The sequence below is a fragment of the Bacillus cabrialesii genome (assembly GCF_004124315.2).
Taxonomy (GTDB): domain Bacteria; phylum Bacillota; class Bacilli; order Bacillales; family Bacillaceae; genus Bacillus; species Bacillus cabrialesii.
Map to the genome: position 1 here is coordinate 1,099,691 of NZ_CP096889.1, position 18,464 is coordinate 1,118,154.

The 18,464-nt window shown below is 45.3% G+C and carries 22 protein-coding genes; 11 read left to right on the forward strand and 11 right to left on the reverse strand.

What is annotated here, in order from left to right; translation table 11 throughout:
* Positions 1 to 128 precede the first annotated feature (128 nt).
* Together yhzE1 and yhzE2 are read left to right on the forward strand one after the other, a co-directional pair.
* Complete coding sequence (gene yhzE1 / locus EFK13_RS05635) at positions 129 to 215, forward strand: sporulation protein YhzE1 (RefSeq protein ID WP_003327753.1); 87 nt, start codon at positions 129 to 131, stop codon at positions 213 to 215.
* Positions 216 to 339: 124 nt separating this feature from the next.
* Positions 340 to 426 carry a sporulation protein YhzE2 gene (gene yhzE2 / locus EFK13_RS05640; protein WP_003155248.1) on the forward strand — a complete coding sequence of 29 codons (87 nt, stop codon included), beginning with the start codon at positions 340 to 342 and terminating at the stop codon, positions 424 to 426.
* A gap of 52 nt (positions 427 to 478) precedes the next feature.
* On the opposite strand, the gene EFK13_RS05645 is transcribed toward yhzE2, so the two are convergent.
* Positions 479 to 661, reverse strand: a complete 183-nt coding sequence (locus EFK13_RS05645; protein WP_024571667.1) for a hypothetical protein — start codon at positions 659 to 661, stop codon at positions 479 to 481.
* A 106-nt stretch (positions 662 to 767) separates the two neighbouring features.
* Positions 768 to 1,286: a DUF3267 domain-containing protein gene (locus tag EFK13_RS05650; RefSeq protein ID WP_129506211.1), complete on the reverse strand. Its 519-nt coding sequence runs from the start codon at positions 1,284 to 1,286 to the stop codon at positions 768 to 770.
* Positions 1,287 to 1,493: 207 nt separating this feature from the next.
* Between EFK13_RS05650 and EFK13_RS05655 the strand changes: the two genes are divergently transcribed.
* The gene (locus tag EFK13_RS05655; protein ID WP_064813526.1) at positions 1,494 to 1,835 is read left to right on the forward strand and encodes a YhaI family protein; all 342 of its coding nucleotides are present in this window, start codon (positions 1,494 to 1,496) and stop codon (positions 1,833 to 1,835) included.
* Here the strand turns inward: EFK13_RS05655 and EFK13_RS05660 are convergent.
* Positions 1,832 to 2,443, reverse strand: coding sequence for an HTH-type transcriptional regulator Hpr (locus EFK13_RS05660; protein WP_003239501.1), 612 nt, complete (start codon positions 2,441 to 2,443; stop codon positions 1,832 to 1,834). The two genes, EFK13_RS05655 and EFK13_RS05660, sit on opposite strands and share 4 nt — an antisense overlap.
* 178 nt (positions 2,444 to 2,621) lie before the next feature.
* Positions 2,622 to 2,978, reverse strand: a complete 357-nt coding sequence (locus tag EFK13_RS05665) for a YtxH domain-containing protein (protein WP_064813628.1) — start codon at positions 2,976 to 2,978, stop codon at positions 2,622 to 2,624.
* Between the two features lie 130 nt (positions 2,979 to 3,108).
* On the opposite strand from EFK13_RS05665, the gene yhzF reads away from it, so the two are divergent.
* On the forward strand, positions 3,109 to 3,300 hold the full coding sequence (gene yhzF, locus EFK13_RS05670; RefSeq protein WP_129506210.1) for a membrane protein YhzF: 192 nt from the start codon (positions 3,109 to 3,111) through the stop codon (positions 3,298 to 3,300).
* 73 nt (positions 3,301 to 3,373) lie between these two features.
* Here yhzF and trpP read toward each other — a convergent pair whose 3' ends face one another.
* From trpP to EFK13_RS05685, 3 genes are all read right to left on the reverse strand, one after another.
* Positions 3,374 to 3,892, reverse strand: coding sequence for a tryptophan transporter TrpP (gene trpP, locus EFK13_RS05675; protein ID WP_129506209.1), 519 nt, complete (start codon positions 3,890 to 3,892; stop codon positions 3,374 to 3,376).
* A gap of 123 nt (positions 3,893 to 4,015) precedes the next feature.
* The gene (gene serC / locus EFK13_RS05680) at positions 4,016 to 5,095 is read right to left on the reverse strand and encodes a 3-phosphoserine/phosphohydroxythreonine transaminase (RefSeq protein WP_129506254.1); all 1,080 of its coding nucleotides are present in this window, start codon (positions 5,093 to 5,095) and stop codon (positions 4,016 to 4,018) included.
* Positions 5,096 to 5,240: 145 nt separating this feature from the next.
* The gene (locus tag EFK13_RS05685; protein WP_003239494.1) at positions 5,241 to 5,678 is read right to left on the reverse strand and encodes an HIT family protein; all 438 of its coding nucleotides are present in this window, start codon (positions 5,676 to 5,678) and stop codon (positions 5,241 to 5,243) included.
* A gap of 488 nt (positions 5,679 to 6,166) precedes the next feature.
* On the opposite strand from EFK13_RS05685, the gene ecsA reads away from it, so the two are divergent.
* From ecsA to EFK13_RS05700, 3 genes are read left to right on the forward strand one after another with little or no spacing between them, the layout of a single operon-like run.
* Positions 6,167 to 6,910, forward strand: coding sequence for an ABC transporter ATP-binding protein EcsA (gene ecsA, locus EFK13_RS05690; protein WP_064813522.1), 744 nt, complete (start codon positions 6,167 to 6,169; stop codon positions 6,908 to 6,910).
* Positions 6,903 to 8,129 carry an ABC transporter permease gene (locus EFK13_RS05695; RefSeq protein WP_129506208.1) on the forward strand — a complete coding sequence of 409 codons (1,227 nt, stop codon included), beginning with the start codon at positions 6,903 to 6,905 and terminating at the stop codon, positions 8,127 to 8,129. Before ecsA ends, EFK13_RS05695 begins: the two co-directional genes overlap by 8 nt.
* Positions 8,130 to 8,149: 20 nt before the next feature.
* Positions 8,150 to 8,860: an EcsC family protein gene (locus EFK13_RS05700; RefSeq protein ID WP_129506207.1), complete on the forward strand. Its 711-nt coding sequence runs from the start codon at positions 8,150 to 8,152 to the stop codon at positions 8,858 to 8,860.
* Positions 8,861 to 8,876: 16 nt separating this feature from the next.
* Here the strand turns inward: EFK13_RS05700 and EFK13_RS05705 are convergent, their stop codons facing one another.
* The 4 genes from EFK13_RS05705 to hmoB form a co-directional block, all read right to left on the reverse strand.
* Positions 8,877 to 10,067: a M20 family metallopeptidase gene (locus tag EFK13_RS05705; protein ID WP_129506206.1), complete on the reverse strand. Its 1,191-nt coding sequence runs from the start codon at positions 10,065 to 10,067 to the stop codon at positions 8,877 to 8,879.
* 72 nt (positions 10,068 to 10,139) lie between these two features.
* Positions 10,140 to 11,531: a hypothetical protein gene (locus EFK13_RS05710; RefSeq protein ID WP_129506205.1), complete on the reverse strand. Its 1,392-nt coding sequence runs from the start codon at positions 11,529 to 11,531 to the stop codon at positions 10,140 to 10,142.
* Between the two features lie 68 nt (positions 11,532 to 11,599).
* A complete protein-coding gene (locus tag EFK13_RS05715) occupies positions 11,600 to 11,917 on the reverse strand; it encodes a hypothetical protein (RefSeq protein ID WP_129506204.1) in 318 nt (105 codons plus the stop codon).
* Between the two features lie 43 nt (positions 11,918 to 11,960).
* Positions 11,961 to 12,461: a heme-degrading oxygenase HmoB gene (hmoB, locus tag EFK13_RS05720; protein ID WP_129506203.1), complete on the reverse strand. Its 501-nt coding sequence runs from the start codon at positions 12,459 to 12,461 to the stop codon at positions 11,961 to 11,963.
* 121 nt (positions 12,462 to 12,582) lie between these two features.
* On the opposite strand from hmoB, the gene EFK13_RS05725 reads away from it, so the two are divergent.
* The 4 genes from EFK13_RS05725 to hemY all read left to right on the forward strand — a co-directional run bounded on the left by EFK13_RS05725 (position 12,583) and on the right by hemY (position 18,341).
* Positions 12,583 to 14,727 (forward strand): transglycosylase domain-containing protein, encoded by a 2,145-nt coding sequence (locus EFK13_RS05725; RefSeq protein ID WP_129506202.1) that lies wholly within the window; start codon positions 12,583 to 12,585, stop codon positions 14,725 to 14,727.
* A 121-nt stretch (positions 14,728 to 14,848) separates the two neighbouring features.
* The gene (gene hemE / locus EFK13_RS05730; protein ID WP_129506201.1) at positions 14,849 to 15,910 is read left to right on the forward strand and encodes a uroporphyrinogen decarboxylase; all 1,062 of its coding nucleotides are present in this window, start codon (positions 14,849 to 14,851) and stop codon (positions 15,908 to 15,910) included.
* A gap of 71 nt (positions 15,911 to 15,981) precedes the next feature.
* Positions 15,982 to 16,914 carry a ferrochelatase gene (gene hemH, locus EFK13_RS05735; protein ID WP_129506200.1) on the forward strand — a complete coding sequence of 311 codons (933 nt, stop codon included), beginning with the start codon at positions 15,982 to 15,984 and terminating at the stop codon, positions 16,912 to 16,914.
* A 14-nt stretch (positions 16,915 to 16,928) separates the two neighbouring features.
* Positions 16,929 to 18,341, forward strand: coding sequence for a protoporphyrinogen oxidase (gene hemY / locus EFK13_RS05740; RefSeq protein WP_129506199.1), 1,413 nt, complete (start codon positions 16,929 to 16,931; stop codon positions 18,339 to 18,341).
* Positions 18,342 to 18,464 lie beyond the last annotated feature (123 nt).

The window sequence follows — 18,464 nt, forward strand, 5'->3', positions numbered from 1 at the left end:
AAATTACCTATGCGTATCATAACATATTGTGGCTTTCTGTAAAAAGATTTTAAATAAAGGGCATTCGTCTAGTCAAACTTTTGCTGATGACATACTTATATATTGATCAAGAAAAGGAGGTATGTAACATGAGCGGAGGATACTCTAACGGATTCGCGTTGCTCGTAGTACTGTTCATTTTGCTTATCATCGTAGGTGCAGCTTACATCTACTAAGCAGCCCGGGGATCGCTTGCAAGATAAGCGATCCTTTATTTTCACTAGCGCCTAATCGTTTCAATCATGATTTGCATAAGATGTAATTGGTAAATAAAGCTTTTTACAGGAGGTGCTTTTTAAGATGGGTGAAGTATTTGCAGGCGGATTCGCTTTATTGGTTGTGTTATTTATTTTATTGATTATCATCGGCGCTTCTTGGCTGTATTAATCAAAATAAAAAAGCATAGCTGCTGAATCAGCAGCTATGCTTTCTTTCGTATTTACACTGTAAAGGAGATCTCCACAAACGAAGAGATCAGTAAAATTAATATAGAAACATTAATAAATCGGAATACCTTATCTTGCCGCTCTTCAGGAATCTCTCTGACAAGGCATAATGTATTGGTGAGCCTGTTTATGAAATATAAAATAAACACGGCAGCCACGATAAAATAGAATAAAATGATGGGAGATTCCCCCTCTCTCTGAACTGTCCCATATTACATTACCAAATATTTATTAAAAAAGATAGAATGCAAATTGAAAAATCGCCACTAGCCCATGGTTTGGCTACTTTTCAACAAGAATATCCAACCCGTCCGCTTCTTGATCAATAAAACAGGCTTTCGGCGCTCGTACAAGCTTGAGAGCCAGCAAGAAGTCAGGCAGACAGTAGCCGGCATGAATGCCCGAAATCATGCAGAAATAATGAGCGTGATTCGGAAATGCCATCGCGGCGTAAAACAGTACAGGCGTAATCAGCAAAAACGGGCTTACGAGCGAAATCAGCATTGTTGTTTTTGGTATTCGTTTCCATGTGCGCATGCGCAATATGTAAAACTTTTTTTCTATTTTTCTTTTTTTGCAGATGATTGGCAGGACATGGATGACTTTATGTACAAATAAAATAACGACGAGCAAACCGCCGAATAAAGGTACATATTCATCGCTTAAGCTTGTGCCAGGCCGCAGCAGCTCAAATGCTAAAAAAGTAGATATAAAAACCAAAATCATAAAACATACAGCAGTTAATATTATGCGAACGGCGCCATAATCCTTCATCAGATTTATGGTCTTCCAGCAATTCATCAAAGTCATCCTTCCATACATCTTGAATAGAATCTCAAAATAATTTACTCCTCCCAAGAGAAAAAATCAATGCTTTTTCAAGAAAAAATATCATCGGGCAGGTATTTTTTTGAAACAGGCAAACAAACTGCGAAATATGGGGTTAGAACTTTCTTCTCAGTCAATTATCAGCTAAAATAAGATTAAAGATAGAAAGAAGTGGTGTGGATGGATTCGATGGATCATCGCATTGAGCGATTAGAATATTACATACAATTATTAGTGAAAACAGTAGATATGGACAGGTACCCTTTCTATGCGCTTCTGATTGACAAAGGGCTGAGCAGGGAAGAAGGGGAAGAGGTCATGAGGATATGCGTTGAATTGTCGGAAGAGCTGGCAGCACAAAAAGCGCAAGGATTTGTAACCTTCGATAAGCTCCTTGCGCTTTTTGCCGGACAGCTGAATGAAAAATTAGATGTTCATGAAACGATTTTTGCCCTGTATGAGCAGGGGCTTTATCAAGAGCTGATGGAAGTCTTTATCGGCATCATGAAGCACTTTGATTAACTGTTTACTGGTTCGAGCTCTTCTGCCGGTTCATCCGCCGCACTGTCTTTAGCTTTTTTCTTCAGTTTTCCGTTGACGCTTTCAAAGTCATTGTCAATATTGGTGAGTGACGTTTCGAAAATTTCCATAAAATCATCGCCGTAGATATGGCGTATCATACACATCATTTCTGCCACTTCAGGGAATTTTCCGAATAAATGATACAGAGGCTGTGAACCTTTAAAAACCGCGTTGCGAGTCGGATCAAATTCCTCAAGCAAGCTCCAGAAAACCTCAGTGCCTTCCTCAGTTAATTGGACGTATGTGTTCCGTTTATCATTCAGCCGTTTGGAGAATCTTAAATATCCCCGTTCTTCCAGCTTTTTTGAAAAGTTGAATGCGGTTGATACGTGCATGACCCCGAATTTCGCGATTTCAGAAATGGAAGCTCCATTCAACTGATACGCAATCCATAAAATATGATGTTCATTAATATTCAGGTCATACGGTTTGAGCCATTGCTGCCAATCCTTCTCGATCGATTTCCAAAGAGCCTTGCTAAGCTGAGCCATTTTCTGGGTGAAGACCAGAGCCTCTTTCACATCATAAGGCGGTTCCACTCGATTCATTACGTCACCTGCTTCTCTTTTTCTTTTTCTCTATTATGCCAATAAAATAAAGATTAATAAAGATGAAAATGTAAGAATTTTTTAATAAATTCACCATCCGTTGCGGTGAGAGGCTTTTTCGGGCAAAAAAAAATGCGGGTCCACATTTGGCCCGCGTTTTTTTCTTTAGAATAGGATATTAGTTTTGTAAGGTTTTCTCCAGCTGTCTGATTTTCTCTTCAATATCAGCGATTTCTTTTTGCAGATCCTGCTGGTGAGGCTTGATCTCTTCCTGCCATTTTTTAATGGACGTTTGGAGCTCGCCGCTCACGTCTTTAATGACATCCGTGCTTTCTTTTGCCGCTTTGATCAGCTGGTCTTTTAACGCAAGCCCGTCTGATTTTAAGCGTTTGATCGTTTCTTCGAAAGAATCATAATTGGTTTTCATTTTTTCACGCAGCTGCTTTCCTGAGGAAGGCGCAGTAAGAAGAACTGCTGCTCCTCCGATGATGCCGCCTACGAATAGTCCTGTTAATAGAGAACGTCCGCTCGCCATTACAATCACCCCGTCTTTTTCTTGAAAATAGGATTCATTCAGCATGCTTCAATTTTTGTTGAAAGCCTGAACTTCTATACATAGCTTGCTCTATTTTAGCATATTTTTTAAGTGAAAAGGAGGGAGAAGGTTGTCTGTCTTTATGATTGTGTTATCCTGCATCACCCTCGCCTTCGCTTCAGGGGCTGTTTACTATATCAGACTTCTCAGCCAGGCTGCTTCTTATCCGCCCAAGAAGGTTATCCGGCAGAAAGCGCTTGTTTGTTCAACCGGAACCGCCTTTACACTATGTCTTATCTTTTTCACAAAACTCTTCATTTAAAACATGCAGACATGCTGCGGGCTCTCTGTTCAAAAAAACCTCTCCCGGATGCGGAAGAGGTTTTGTGTGACGATTATTTAACAGCTTCCATAAAGCTTGAACGTCTTAAAATGGTTTGTACAATCGGATACATAATGATCATTGCGATTGTATTCAGTACAGCGGCAGGCAGAACAACAGCTGCGAACAATGCGGCGAAACCGCCAGGCAAACCGACGATCAATAAAGCTGACGATAAAAATACAATTCCCGATAAGATGGTCCCGATCGCTGTCAGCACAGCGGCTGCACCTGTTTTCTGGCTCTTTCTGAACAAGAGGAACAGAAAGAAGAACAGAAACGCTGATACGGGTTTATCGATGATGTTAGGAATCTGTCCGGCCGGAAATGCGGTTGTAAGCGCGGAAATGATTCCGGTCACAATTCCAATGACGAGCACATTTTGCACCCGCGGGAACAGAAGGATGCCCATGAACATCATGATCAGCATCATATCTGGTTTCATGCCGCCTAAAAAGGGCGGAATAATGGAATGGAGCGCTGCGCCGATTGCGGCAAACAGAGCCATAATGACTAACTCTTTTGTTTTCATATCTATGCTCTCCTCTGCTAAGCTTTTTGCCCTCCAATAATATGCTCGCCATTTATTGCGAAGGCTTAAAGAATGTGATATGCAAACAGTATACCAAACGAACGGTTTGCATAGCCAGACTTTTTACTCATTTTCCTGCTGGAATTTCTTCATGAACGCAGCTAATTTTTCACAGTCTTCGAGAGACACCGCGTTATAAATAGAAGCGCGGCAGCCTCCTACTGAACGGTGTCCGCCAAGGCCGACCATTTTTGCTTCTTTTGCTTCTTGAACGAATGTTTTTGTTAATTCGTCATCGCGAAGCGTGAAGGTCACATTCATGCGTGAGCGGCTGTCCGTTCTGGCATGCCCTTTATAGAATCCGTTGCTGTCGTCGATACAGCTGTAGAGAACCTGCGCTTTTTGTTCATTGCGCTGTTCGACAGCTTCAACACCGCCGTTTTCCTTCAGCCATTCCAGAACAAGGCTCAGCATATAAATCGCAAATGTCGGCGGCGTGTTGTAGAGTGAGTCCGCTTTGACATGCGTTGAATACTTCAGGATTTTTGGAACGTTCGCATTTTCATTTTGCAGCCACGTTTTTTTCATGATGACTACTGTCACACCGGAAGGGCCGAGGTTCTTTTGAGCGCCTCCGTAGATCACGTCAAACTTGGACACATCGATTGTTCTGCTCAAGATATCGCTGGACATGTCGGCGACGAGCGGAATTGGGGAATTCGGGAATTCCTGCCACTGTGTGCCGAAAATCGTATTGTTGGACGTGATGTGTAAATACGCGCCGTCTTTTACATCTGTAAGGTCAACCTCCGGAATAAAACTATAATTGTCTGCTTCACTTGTGGCAGTGACAGACGTATTTCCGAACAATTTTGTTTCTGCCAGTGCTTTTTCCGACCATGCGCCGGTCATCACAAAATGCGCGGTTTTTTCAGGTGTTAAAAAGTTCATCGGAAGCATTGAGAATTGAAGGCTTGCCCCGCCTTGAAGAAACAAAATATCGTAATCTTCGGGGATGCCCATCAGTTCGATTAAAAGGCTTTTCGCTTTTTGGTGCACCGCTTCATACTCTTTGCTGCGGTGGGAAAGCTCCATAACGGACATGCCGGATTCGTTAAAATCAATAAATTCTTTCTGTGCTCTTTGCAGAACTTCCAATGGCAGCGCTGCAGGACCTGCGTTAAAATTCGTTGTACGTTCCATCATGATCTCTCCCTGTTTTCCACGTTAATGTATAAAATAATACAATTATCCTATCACAAAAATTCAGTTTTTTTGATAAAAAAATTGAATTGTCAAAAGAAATTGACGAATTTTTGTGAAATGTTCACAAATAAAAAACCTCATCTTATGATGAGGCCAGGCGTTTTGCAATAGAGGAAGAGATGTTCTGCAGATCCTCCGGTTTGTAATCATCAGCATGCGTTTTCCAAACCGCTCCGAATCCGTCTCCTTTTCCGTAGCGCGGGATGATATGCATATGATAATGAAAAACAGATTGTCCTGCTTTTTCGCCGTTATTGTTCAGCGTGTTTAAGCCGATCGGTTCAAATTCATCCCGAATGGCGCGGGCGATTTTCGGAACGGCGTGAAAATATTGCTTTGCTAATTCATCCGTAAATTCATACACATTTTCGATATGTGTTTTCGGAATGACAAGCGTGTGTCCTTTTGTCACTTGGCTGATATCAAGGAAGGCCAGCACATGTTCATCTTCATACACCTTTGCGGACGGAATGTCGCCGGCGATAATTTTACAAAAGATACAATTCTCTGCACTATGCATAAAGGGTTCCTCCTTATGAAATTGTTGATATGTATACACTCATCGTACCACAGAAATGCAGAAAATAGAAAACAGGATGAACGGCAAGCGTTCACCCTGAATGCAGAGGAAGAGCTTATATGAAGAAAATGTGATATGCCTTTGGTAAGCACCTCATTTGTCAATAAAATGAAGACTTGTTTAAATGCCTAACGATTCCTGCGATAAACACCTCATTTGACAATTTGCTTCATAGATGAAGAATTCATCAATTCAGTGAAGAGAAATGGTTTGAGCATTGGACATGTTTATTTTCTATCCAACTGTATCTAAGACGTCTTTGACAAACACCTCATTTTTCAGTTGATATGCTTTTCCTCTACGACTATTATCATGTCCAGAACCTTGTCTCTTTATGACAGCAAATTCATCATTTGTTAAAAGGGAATTGTTTCAAATCAGGCTTCGTTTTTGGTACTATGAAGAAAAACAATATAAGGGGAGAAACTATGTCTCTGCTATCGGTAAATGATGTAACCGGCGGATATACAAGAAATCCGGTTTTGAAAAACGTGTCATTCACCCTTGAACCGAATCAAATTGTCGGCTTAATCGGGCTGAACGGCGCAGGTAAAAGTACAACAATCAGACATATCATCGGGCTGATGGACCCGCATAAAGGATCGATCGAATTAAACGGAAAAACCTTTGCTGAGGATCCGGAAGGCTACCGTTCACAATTCACCTATATACCTGAAACACCTGTTTTATATGAAGAGCTGACACTGATGGAGCATCTTGAATTAACAGCCATGGCATACGGCCTGTCAAAAGAAACGATGGAGAAAAGGCTGCCGCCGCTTTTAAAGGAATTCCGAATGGAAAAGAGGCTGAAGTGGTTCCCGGCTCATTTTTCTAAAGGGATGAAGCAGAAGGTTATGATCATGTGCGCATTTTTGGCAGAGCCGGCACTCTACATTATTGATGAGCCTTTTCTAGGGCTTGATCCGCTTGCGATTAACGCGCTGCTTGAACGGATGAATGAAGCGAAAAAGGGCGGGGCGAGCGTGCTGATGTCAACGCACATATTGGCAACGGCAGAACGATATTGTGATTCGTTTATTATTTTACATAACGGCGAGGTGCGGGCGCGCGGCACGCTGTCCGAGCTCAGAGAGCAGTTTGGAATGAAGGACGCGGCGCTGGACGATTTGTATCTTGAGCTTACAAAGGAAGACGCCGGCCATGAATAATATGCTTGATATTTGGCAGTCGCGGCTGCAGGAGCATATCAAAGAAACAAGAATGTACATGAAATATATGTTCAACGATCACCTCGTCATTGTTTTGATCTTTTTTCTCGCGGGCGCTGCAAACTGGTACAGCAAATGGGTGCGGGATATTCCCGCTCACTTTCCTTCCTTCTGGGTGATGGCTGTACTGTTTTCGCTCGTGCTGACAAGTTCTTATGTACGGACGCTTTTGAAAGAGGCTGACCTTGTCTTCTTATTGCCGCTAGAGGCAAAAATGGAGCCTTACTTAAAGCAAGCGTTTGTCTACAGTTTTGTGTCTCAGCTGTTTCCGCTGATTGCACTGAGCCTTGTTGCAATGCCGCTATATTTCGCTGTCGCACCTGGAGCTTCGCTCGTATCGTATGCGGCGGTCTTTGTCCAGCTTTTGCTGCTGAAAGCGTGGAATCAGGTGCTGGAATGGCGTACGACCTTCCAGCATGACCGAAGCATGAAACGGATGGATGTGATCATTCGCTTTGCGGCGAATACGCTTGTTCTTTATTTTGTTTTCCAATCTGTTTATATGTATGCGATTGTGGTCTATGTCATTATGGCTGCTTTTTATCTGTATATGTCTTCCTCGGCAAAACGAAAATCGTTTAAATGGGAAAGCCATATTGAGTCTGAATTGAGACGGAAGCAGCGTTTCTATCGGATTGCCAACCTGTTCACCGATGTGCCACATTTACGGAAGCAGGCGAAACGGAGAGCGTATCTCGACTTTTTGCTGCGGCTCGTGCCGTTTGAGCAGCGCAAAACGTTTACCTACATGTTCACTCGCGCCTTTTTGCGTTCAAGTGATTATTTGGGCATTCTCGTCAGATTAACGGTCATTTTCGCGCTGATTATTATGTATGTGTCGGCAAGCCCGCTGATTGCAGGGGTTTTGACTGTGTTCACCATTTTCATTACGGGCGTACAGATGCTGCCGCTGTTCGGCCACTTTGACCATCTGGCGCTTCAGGAGCTTTATCCTGTGAAAAAAGAAACGAAGCTGAAAAGTTATTTCTCTTTATTAAAAACAGCGCTTAGCATTCAAGCGCTGCTGATGTCTGCTGCATCTGCCTATGCTGCCGGCATAACAGGTTTTCTGTACGCGCTGATCGGTTCCGCGGTTCTGATTTTTGTTGTTCTGCCGTCTTATATGACCACCAGACTGAAAAAACATGGCAAGCTGTGAACTGAAAAGGGGTAAGTCAAATGACAGACAATCAGCTGCTGATGCAGGAAGCCCTTCAATGGAAAATGCATTTTTTGCGAAAAGATTCCATGTTTGAACGCTTTTCGAAGCGTGTGCAAACGAAGGTGAATGAACGGATTCCCGAAAAAATCCATACAGCCGTCACCGAGAGTGTGAAAAAAATGGTGGAAGCGATGATGGCGGGCTCCAATATGATCGCCTATAAAAAGGATACAAGCGCGCTTTCGCTCAGTGAAAAGAACGAACTGGCGAAAAAAACGATTGCATCTTATCAGAAGGTGGCAGCCGCTGAGGGAGTCGGCACCGGAGCGGGCGGCATTTTTTTAGGCATTGCCGATTTTCCGCTGCTGCTTTCGATTAAAATGAAGTGTTTATTTACCTTATCCTCAATTTATGGCTTTGATGTGAAGGATTCAGAAGAAAGAATGTTTTTGCTGCTTGTATTTCAGCTTGCGTTTTCGAGTGATGACTGCCGCAAATCACTTTTTTCTGTCCTTGACAATTGGGAGACGGAGAAAAAGAGTATCGACTGGAAAGTGTTCCAGCAGGAATACCGAGATTATATCGACGTCGTAAAGCTTTTTCAGCTGTTGCCGGGAGTAGGTGCGGCAGTCGGCGGCATTGCCAATTATAAGCTGCTTGCTCAGCTTGGCGAGACAGCAAGACACGTTTTTCATTTGAGAATAGGAAAGGAAACAGCCGGAGAATAAACACTCCGGCTGTTTTTTATAGCGTGTGATAGGTGATCGCGGCCCCAGCAAGCACTTTTGCCGCTGTCAGCATCGCTTTTTCATTGATATCAAATTTCGGATGATGATGGGAATAGACTCGCTCCGGCTGTTCAGGAGCAGCACCTGTAAAGAAAAAGGTGCCTTTGACGTTTTGTAAGTAGTAAGCAAAATCCTCGCCGCCCATTTGCGGTTCACCGGCAATGACCTGCTGAACATCTTCTATGTTTTTGGCGATGCCGGCCAAGTGGCTCGTTTCCGCAGGGTGGTTCACAACCGCCGGATAGCCCCGTTCATAGTTGTACTCATAGGATGCGCCGTGCATGCTGCACACACCTTTTACAACGGCTTCAATTTCTTTCTCCAGCATGCTGCGGACATTGTCGTCAAAAGAACGCGCTGTGCCGATGAGTGCCGCTTGGTCTGCGATAACATTAAACGGATTGTCGGCGATGAAAGAGCCAGTCGAAATGACGGCGGATTGAATTGGGTTGACTTTGCGGCTGACAATGTGCTGCAAAGAGGAAACGATTTGCGAGCCAATCAGGACGGCGTCTTTTGTATCATGCGGGTGAGCGCCGTGGCCGCCCTTCCCGTGAATATTGATTGTGAATCGGTCCGCCGCCGCCATTACGGCGCCGGGGCGGCAGAGAATGGTTCCGAGCGGTTCAGTCGCCCAAAGGTGCGTGCCGAATATCACATCCACGTTTTCGAGACAGCCGTCATCAATCATCGGCTTTGCGCCTCCCGGATAATATTCTTCCGCGTGCTGGTGGATCATCACAAAAGTTCCCTTCAGCTCATGTCTGTTTTGGTGGAGGACCTTTCCCACTGCGAGAAGAGATGCCGTGTGGCCGTCATGGCCGCATGCATGCATGACACCGGGCACCTTAGAGGCGTAAGGAACATCTTTTTCATCTTGAATGGGGAGAGCGTCAAAGTCGGCCCGCAAAGCGACGGCAGGACCGGGTTCGCTTCCTTCTATATATGCTAAAACGCCTTTGCCGCCGACGTTCGTGCGGATTGGGACTCCTAACGATTCATAATAGGAAGCAATAAATGCGGCGGTTTTTTCTTCTTGAAAGGAGAGCTCAGGATACATATGAAAATGGCGCCTGATCTCGACCATTTCTTCAAAACAGCTGTCGAGCTGTTTGTTAATCTCTTTCTGCAGTGTGGATATGGACAAAGCCGCTTCCCCCTTTTCTATGCTTTTCCATGATTGTATATAAAAAGTCTGAATATTTCAACTCATCTTGTTTCAAAGAAAAAACATCGCTGCGATGGTTGTGACTGAAAGGCCAATCGCGACGGGAATGAAGTTTTTTCTGGCAAGCTCAAAAGGATCAACCTTGCAAATGGCAGCGGCGGGAATGAGCGCCCATGGGACCAGTGTCCCGCCGCCCACCCAGATGGCAGATATTTGTCCGAGTGCGGTCAGAACGGCGGGATCAGCATGAAGAGCGGATGAAAAGAGCTTGGCGATAGAGCCGGCGAGGGAAATGCCAGAAAACCCTGATCCGTCGAGGCCGGTTATGGCTCCAGCGGCAGTTAAAGCAGCCGCGGCAAGCTCCTTTGACATAGGCATCATGTGGGATAACGCAATGCCGAGATCATTGACAATTCCGTGAGAGCCTTCAGGGAGTGATGCGCCCAGGATGCTTTTATAACCTGAGTCGCCAAGATAAAAGAAAGCGGCAATCGGGATGACGGGGCCGAACACCTTAAAGCCGAATTGGAATCCTTCAATAAAATAACCAGTGATTTTTTCAAGTCCCTTTTGTTTATACACGAGAAAATGAACGGTTAGGAGGATACAGATCGCAGACCCGCCGATTAACGCGGTCGCATCATTTCCCTGCAGGTTGAACAAGACCATGCAGGCGATATCCGCAAGAAAGACAAGCGGAATCAAAAAAGCCAGTATGGACCGCAGGCGTTTTGGCAAGTACAGCGATGTGTCTTGTTCGCCAGAAAGTAAAGGGGAAAAAGAAGCTGGAGCCAGCTGTTTTTTGCGCTCGCGCTGAATCATGATAAATGCCGCGGCTGTTGTGGTCACGCCCATAATCAGCACAAGGGGAATGCTCGCTGAGATGACATCACCGACGGGGATGCCTGCCGCATCAGCTGTCAGCTTTGGCGCCGCCTGAATGACGAAGTCTCCTGACAGGGCAAAACCGTGTCCGAACAAGTTCATGGCCATGGCGGCGGCAATAGGCGGCAAACCGGCGCGGGCAGCTGCCGGAAGCAGCACGGCGCCGATCAAAGCGACACCCGGAGAAGGCCAGAAGAAGAGAGAAATGGCGAACATCAGGCCGCCAATCAGCCAATAGGCAGTCACAGGACCTTTCACAAGGCTTGCAAAGGGAGAAATCATTGCTTCATTTATCCCTGTTTTTGTTAACAAATCACTCATCGAAACGATAAAACAAATGATGAAAATCGTAGGCAGCAGTTCGCCGGCCGCGTAGATAAAGCTGTGGAATAAACTGCTGACAGAAGCTGAAAGTGAATGGCTGGCCCATAGCGATATGATAAAAATGCCGAATAGAGAAATAAATGTCGTGTCTTTTCTCAGCAGCATAAATAGGATAATTGCACCGATAAACAACACATACAGAACATGGACAGGCAAAATTCCGACTTCCATCACTAATCACTCCTTCCGCTTCCTACAGATTATTCATAGGCGGGCGGAAGGTGCCGGGACAGAAGGCTGGGTTATGATGGAAGATGAACATTGATATGTTTGAGATGTGCAGTTAAAACATGCTGTAAGACTTTTTGCTCTTTTTGCTGATGCGGTGGGCAGCAATCAGGAGAAAAAATAACAGCACCGGCAGCAAGCCAGTTGTTTCTATAGGCGGCGATGCTTTCCGATGGATCTAAATATGAACCATCCTCGCGCTGCATCTCGTAATCATCAAATCCGAACTGGAAACCGCAGCATGGGCAAATTTCATGAGAATGATTGCCTTCATGATCATATGGCGGTTCCGTCAATCCCTTAAACCCGCAGACTGGGCAAGTATGCTTCATTTTGCATTCCTCCAAATAAATAAGCTGCCGGACATGCCGGCAGCTATTCGACAGCGAAATATGTGGTGACGTACGAAGGCCGGGAGAAGATCGACGTTGTGTCAATTCCGGCAGACGTGCCGCGTTTTTTGTGGGCTTCTTTGTATGAATCTGACTGCTGCCAGTCTTGAAAGGCTCTTTCTGTTTCCCACAAGGTCAGAATGACATACGTGTCACTGTCAAGCGGACGGAGCACACGAATCGCTTCAAAGCCAGGCTCGTTTTCGACTTTTCCCGCTCTGTTTTTAAATCTGTTTTCAAACAGAGGACGACCTTCCTGAGTGACGGCAATATTGTTCAAAACTGCGAAACCGGGATGCTTCATCTCTCCGACTTGGTCAATGACTTCATAAGCGTGCGGCGCCTGGAAAATGGTATCTCCGCTTGTTTCGTGAATCAAAATCGCGTTTTCCTGCCCCTGCATCAAAAGGATATGTTCTGAGGGATGCTTCTTCACAATCGTTTTTAAAAAATCGGCTGTCCCATATGTCATATAAACCTTCATATCAGCCACCTCCTGCTTGCTAGTATATCAAAACAATGGTATAAGTTTCTATTGGCGAGTGCTTCGAACATAATTCAAAACAATTTTTCCCATACTACCCTTAGAAAGGCGAGGTGAGTCCATGTTTAAGATAAAGAAAAAGAAACTTTTTATACCCATCATTATTTTAGTGTTAACTGCTTTTCTCGCTTTAATAGGATATATTTCAATTATTTTTCTCGGGCATTATGTCATAGATGAAAAAAAGCTGATCCTTCACGCCTCTTCAAAAATTGTTGATCAAAACGGTGATGAGGTTGCGAGCCTGTATACAGAAAATCGCGAGCCGGTCTCGATCAATGAGATTCCGAAGCAGGTCAGAGAAGCGTTTATCGCTGTGGAGGATAAAAGGTTTTATGAGCATCACGGCATTGATGTAAAGTCTGTCGGAAGGGCGGTGTACCGCGATATTTTAGCTGGCGGAAAGGTGGAAGGCGGAAGCACGATCACCCAGCAGCTTGCCAAAAATATTTTTCTGACACACGACAAAACGTTTTTAAGAAAAACGAAAGAAGTGATCATTGCGATCAATCTTGAACGGGATTACAGCAAGGACAAGCTGCTTGAAATGTATTTGAACCAGCTTTACTTCGGACATGGGGTCTACGGCATACAAGCGGCGGCCCATTATTACTTTAATAAAGAAGTAAAAGACTTAACCGTTTCCGAAGGCGCGGTTTTGGCCGCTATTCCGAAGGCGCCTTCCACGTATTCTCCTGTTTTGCATCCTGATAAAAGCAAGGAGCGGCGTGATACGATTCTCGGCATGATGAATGACCAAGGCTACATCAGTGCGAAAGAGGCTGTCAGCGCTCAGGGGAGGACGCTCGGGCTGAACGTGAAGAAACAGTCGGAAACACCATGGTTTGACAGCTATATCGACCTTGTAATTAAAGAGGCGGAGGACAAGTACTCAATTTCCGGAGAGCAGCTGCTTCAAGGCGGATACACGATCAAGGTGCCGCTTGATTCAAAGCTTCAAAAGACGGCTTATCAAGTGATGAAACAGGGAAGCTATTATCCGGGAACAGATCAGAATGCTGAAGGAAGCGCGGTGTTTATCAATAATAAGACAGGCGGTGTGGAAGCGGCGATCGGCGGAAGAGATTACACAGCCAAAGGATATAACCGCGTCACAGCTGTCCGCCAGCCGGGTTCCACATTTAAGCCGCTTGCAGTATACGGACCGGCGATGCAGGAAAAGAAATTTAAGCCATATTCTCTATTGAAGGATGAGCTGCAATCCTACGGAGATTATACGCCGAAAAACTATGACAGCCGGTATGAGGGCGAAGTGACCATGTCTGACGCCATTACGTACAGCAAAAACGCGCCGGCTGTCTGGACGCTGAATGAGATCGGCGTCGAAACAGGAAAATCTTATTTGAAAGCAAACGGCATTGATATCCCTGATGAAGGCCTTGCCCTCGCTCTCGGCGGCTTGGAAAAAGGCGTTTCACCGCTTCAGCTTGCCGGCGCGTTTCATACGTTTGCCGCGAATGGAATGTATACTGAGCCCTACTTTATTTCCAGCATAATAGATGAAGACGGAGAAACAATAGCCGATCATAAGGAAGAAGGAAAGCGGGTTTTCAGCAAGCAGACGTCCTGGAATATGACGAGAATGCTGCAGCAGGTGGTCAAAAAGGGAACGGCAACGTCCGGCACCTATCACGGAGATTTGGCGGGGAAAACCGGTTCTACGACTTATACAGGGGTCTCCGGAGCGACAAAGGACGCCTGGTTTGCAGGCTATACGCCAAAAATAACCGGGGCTGTCTGGATGGGCTATGACAAAACGGATCAAAACCATTACTTAAAAGGCGGCAGCGCGTATTCAACAAGACTGTTTAAGGATATTTTGACACAGGCTGGAGAAACCGGTGATGTGTTTACGAAGCCTAAAAACGTCAAAGAACTCGAAAGCCCGATTGAGCTGGAGCCGGTCAAAACACTGAAAGCGGATTACACATTTAAAGCTGCTGGGCTCTTTACCATTGAATTAAATTGGGACGCTCAAGAGGATGACCGGGCTGTATACAGAATCTATGTAAACAAGGACGGCAAGGAGACACTTCTTGATTCAGTCGAAGGAAAGGGAAGTTATGAAATTCCTTATGCCAACTTGTTTTCAGGCGCTTCTTATAAAGTCGTGCCTTATAATACACAGACAAAAAGAGAAGGGGAAGGAACCGATTACGTTCAGCCTAAATTGTTTTCCTCATAATGGAATTCGGCGATTTTTTGAACTTTGAGCCTCATTTCTATACCATTTGCCTAAAACAAGGTATAGTGTAATAAGTCAAGAAATACGAACGTATGGTTGCAGTATGAAAGGTGGAAATCAGATGAGTAAACGAGAAACGTTTAACGAGACGTTCTTAAAAGCTGCACGGGGAGAAAAAGCGGATCACACGCCTGTATGGTATATGAGACAAGCAGGGCGCTCACAGCCGGAATACCGTAAGCTGAAGGAAAAATACGGATTGTTTGAGATCACACATCAGCCCGAACTTTGTGCGTATGTCACAAGACTGCCGGTTGAGCAATACGGAGTCGATGCTGCAATCCTATATAAAGATATCATGACTCCGCTCCCGTCAATCGGTGTGGATGTTGAAATCAAAAACGGGATCGGACCTGTGATTGATCAGCCGATCAGGTCTCTGGCGGACATTGAAAAACTCGGCCAGATTGATCCGGAACAGGACGTGCCGTACGTGCTTGAGACGATTAAACTGCTTGTCAATGAGCAGCTGAACGTCCCGCTCATCGGTTTCTCAGGTGCGCCTTTTACCCTGGCGAGCTACATGATCGAAGGCGGCCCGTCGAAAAACTACAATAAAACAAAAGCCTTCATGTACAGCATGCCGGATGCATGGAATCTGCTGATGTCCAAGCTTGCCGACATGATCATCTTGTATGTGAAAGCGCAGATTAAGGCAGGCGCAAAAGCGATTCAAATCTTTGATTCGTGGGTCGGCGCGCTGAATCAGGCAGATTACAGAACATACATCAAACCCGTGATGAACCGGATCTTTTCAGAGCTTGCGGAGGAGAATGTGCCGCTGATCATGTTTGGCGTTGGCGCAAGCCATCTGGCAAGTGACTGGCATGACCTTCCTCTCGATGTTGTCGGGCTGGATTGGAGACTCAGCATTGATGAAGCCAGATCAAAAGGCATCACCAAAACAGTGCAAGGCAACCTGGATCCGTCCATTTTGCTTGCGCCATGGGACGTCATTGAGAAGAAAACGGCGGAAATACTTGATCAAGGAATGAAATCGGACAGCTTCATTTTTAACCTGGGACACGGGGTATTTCCTGACGTCAGCCCTGAGGTTTTGAAAAAACTGACAGCATTTGTCCATAAATATTCACAAAACAAGAAAATGGGTCAATATTCCTAAGCGTATCTTTTGGTATCATGAAGATATCCTGTCAAAATGTTTGTATCAGATCATTAAAGAGGGTGTAAACAGTGAGTAGAAAGAAAATGGGGCTTCTCGTGATGGCGTACGGCACGCCTTATAAAGAAGAAGATATCGAACGTTATTATACACATATCAGAAGAGGCAGAAAGCCTGAACCTGAAATGCTTCAAGATTTGAAAGACAGATATGAAGCGATTGGCGGCATTTCACCGCTTGCGAAAATCACAGAAGAGCAAGCGCACAAGCTTGAACAGCACTTAAATGAGATTCAGGACGAGATTACGTTTAAAGCGTATATCGGGCTGAAGCATATCGAGCCATTTATTGAAGACGCTGTGGCTGAGATGCATAAGGACGGCATTACAGAAGCAGTCAGCATTGTACTGGCACCGCATTTCTCCACGTTCAGCGTGCAGTCCTACAACAAACGTGCCAAAGAAGAGGCTGAAAAACTCGGCGGCTTAACGATTACGTCTGTTGAAAGCTGGTACGATGAACCGAAGTTCGTGACATATTGGGTTGACCGAGTGAAGGAAACATATGCGTCAATGCCTGAGAATGAAAAAGAAAACGCGATGCTTATCGTATCTGCACACAGTCTGCCGGAAAAAATCAAAGAATTTGGAGACCCGTATCCGGATCAGCTTCATGAATCCGCGAAATTGATTGCTGAAGGCGCAGGCGTTTCCGAATATGCTGTCGGCTGGCAAAGTGAAGGAAACACGCCTGATCCTTGGCTTGGTCCTGATGTACAGGATCTAACACGTGATTTATTTGAACAAAAAGGATATCAGGCATTTGTGTATGTCCCTGTCGGATTTGTCGCGGACCATTTAGAAGTGCTTTATGATAATGATTATGAATGCAAAGTGGTCACTGACGATATCGGCGCAAGCTACTACCGCCCGGAAATGCCGAATGCCAAGCCGGAATTTATTGATGCATTAGCTACAGTTGTATTAAAAAAATTAGGACGTTAAAGAAGGCGATGAACATGAGTGACGGCAAAAAACATGTAGTCATCATCGGCGGCGGCATTACCGGTTTAGCCGCCGCCTTCTATATGGAAAAAGAAATCAAAGAAAAAAACCTGCCGCTTGAGCTGACACTTGTTGAAGCAAGTCCGAGAGTCGGCGGGAAAATCCAGACTGTCAAGAAAGACGGCTATATCATCGAAAAAGGGCCTGATTCATTTCTGGAACGGAAGAAAAGCGCTCCGGAGCTTGTCAAAGACTTAGGACTTGAACATTTACTTGTCAACAATGCGACAGGACAATCCTATGTGCTTGTAAACCGCACCCTCCATCCAATGCCGAAGGGCGCCGTGATGGGGATACCGACAAAAATTGCGCCGTTCGTTTCAACCGGCCTGTTTTCTCTGTCCGGGAAGGCGAGAGCCGCTATGGATTTCATTCTGCCTGCAAGCAAATCAAAAGACGACCAGTCATTGGGAGAATTTTTCCGCAGACGTGTCGGAGATGAAGTGGTTGAGAATTTAATCGAGCCGCTCCTGTCAGGCATCTACGCGGGCGACATTGACAAGCTCAGCCTGATGTCGACATTCCCGCAATTTTACCAGACGGAACAAAAGCACAGAAGCCTGATTCTCGGCATGAAAAAAACAAGGCCTCAAGGCTCCGGCCAGCAGCTGACGGCAAAAAAACAAGGGCAGTTTCAGACCCTGTCAACCGGTTTGCAGACCTTGGTAGAAGAGATCGAAAAGCAATTAAAGCTGACGAAGGTATACAAAGGGACAAAAGTGACAAAGATCAGCCGCGGCGGCACTGGCTACTCACTTGAGCTGGATAACGGTGTCACACTTGATGCTGAGTCAGTGATTGTGACTGCTCCGCATAAAGCGGCTGCGGGAATGCTTTCTGAGCTTCCTGCCATTTCTCATTTGAAAAATATGCATTCCACATCAGTGGCAAACGTCGCTTTGGGTTTTCCTGAAGGCGCCGTCCAAATGGAGCATGAGGGCACGGGCTTTGTTATCTCAAGAAACAGTGATTTCGCGATCACAGCCTGTACGTGGACGAACAAAAAATGGCCGCACGCAGCGCCGGAAGGCAAAACGCTGCTTCGGGCATATGTTGGAAAAGCCGGAGACGAATCCATTGTTGACCTCTCAGATAACGACATTATCAACATTGTGTTAGAAGACTTAAAGAAAGTCATGAACATAAACGGGGAGCCGGAAATGACATGTGTTACCCGCTGGCATGAAAGCATGCCGCAGTACCATGTCGGCCACAAGCAGCGCGTCAAAGAGCTGCGCGAAGCACTGGTCTCCGCATATCCGGGTGTCTACATGACAGGCGCTTCTTTTGAAGGTGTCGGAATTCCCGACTGCATCGATCAAGGAAAAGCTGCCGTGTCTGACGCGCTTACCTATTTATTCAGCTAAAAACCTCCGCTATGGCGGAGGTTTTTTTGTTGTGCAATGGCAATATTGTGTAAAAAAATGATTGATTTGAGCAGTGGATTGTGATACATTTGCATATGTACTTTATGACTAAAATGTTCAAAC

Excerpts from the sequence above, each read along its gene's own strand:
- yhzE1 (WP_003327753.1), top strand. The coding sequence starts at position 129 with ATGAGCGGAGGATACTCTAACGGATTCGCGTTGCTCGTAGTACTGTTC.
- yhzE2 (WP_003155248.1), top strand. The coding sequence starts at position 340 with ATGGGTGAAGTATTTGCAGGCGGATTCGCTTTATTGGTTGTGTTATTT.
- EFK13_RS05650 (WP_129506211.1), bottom strand. The coding sequence starts at position 1,286 with ATGAATTGCTGGAAGACCATAAATCTGATGAAGGATTATGGCGCCGTT.
- EFK13_RS05655 (WP_064813526.1), top strand. The coding sequence starts at position 1,494 with ATGGATTCGATGGATCATCGCATTGAGCGATTAGAATATTACATACAA.
- EFK13_RS05660 (WP_003239501.1), bottom strand. The coding sequence starts at position 2,443 with ATGAATCGAGTGGAACCGCCTTATGATGTGAAAGAGGCTCTGGTCTTC.
- EFK13_RS05665 (WP_064813628.1), bottom strand. The coding sequence starts at position 2,978 with ATGGCGAGCGGACGTTCTCTATTAACAGGACTATTCGTAGGCGGCATC.
- trpP (WP_129506209.1), bottom strand. The coding sequence starts at position 3,892 with ATGAAAACAAAAGAGTTAGTCATTATGGCTCTGTTTGCCGCAATCGGC.
- serC (WP_129506254.1), bottom strand. The coding sequence starts at position 5,095 with ATGGAACGTACAACGAATTTTAACGCAGGTCCTGCAGCGCTGCCATTG.
- EFK13_RS05685 (WP_003239494.1), bottom strand. The coding sequence starts at position 5,678 with ATGCATAGTGCAGAGAATTGTATCTTTTGTAAAATTATCGCCGGCGAC.
- ecsA (WP_064813522.1), top strand. The coding sequence starts at position 6,167 with ATGTCTCTGCTATCGGTAAATGATGTAACCGGCGGATATACAAGAAAT.
- EFK13_RS05695 (WP_129506208.1), top strand. The coding sequence starts at position 6,903 with ATGAATAATATGCTTGATATTTGGCAGTCGCGGCTGCAGGAGCATATC.
- EFK13_RS05700 (WP_129506207.1), top strand. The coding sequence starts at position 8,150 with ATGACAGACAATCAGCTGCTGATGCAGGAAGCCCTTCAATGGAAAATG.
- EFK13_RS05715 (WP_129506204.1), bottom strand. The coding sequence starts at position 11,917 with ATGAAGCATACTTGCCCAGTCTGCGGGTTTAAGGGATTGACGGAACCG.
- hmoB (WP_129506203.1), bottom strand. The coding sequence starts at position 12,461 with ATGAAGGTTTATATGACATATGGGACAGCCGATTTTTTAAAAACGATT.
- EFK13_RS05725 (WP_129506202.1), top strand. The coding sequence starts at position 12,583 with ATGTTTAAGATAAAGAAAAAGAAACTTTTTATACCCATCATTATTTTA.
- hemE (WP_129506201.1), top strand. The coding sequence starts at position 14,849 with ATGAGTAAACGAGAAACGTTTAACGAGACGTTCTTAAAAGCTGCACGG.
- hemY (WP_129506199.1), top strand. The coding sequence starts at position 16,929 with ATGAGTGACGGCAAAAAACATGTAGTCATCATCGGCGGCGGCATTACC.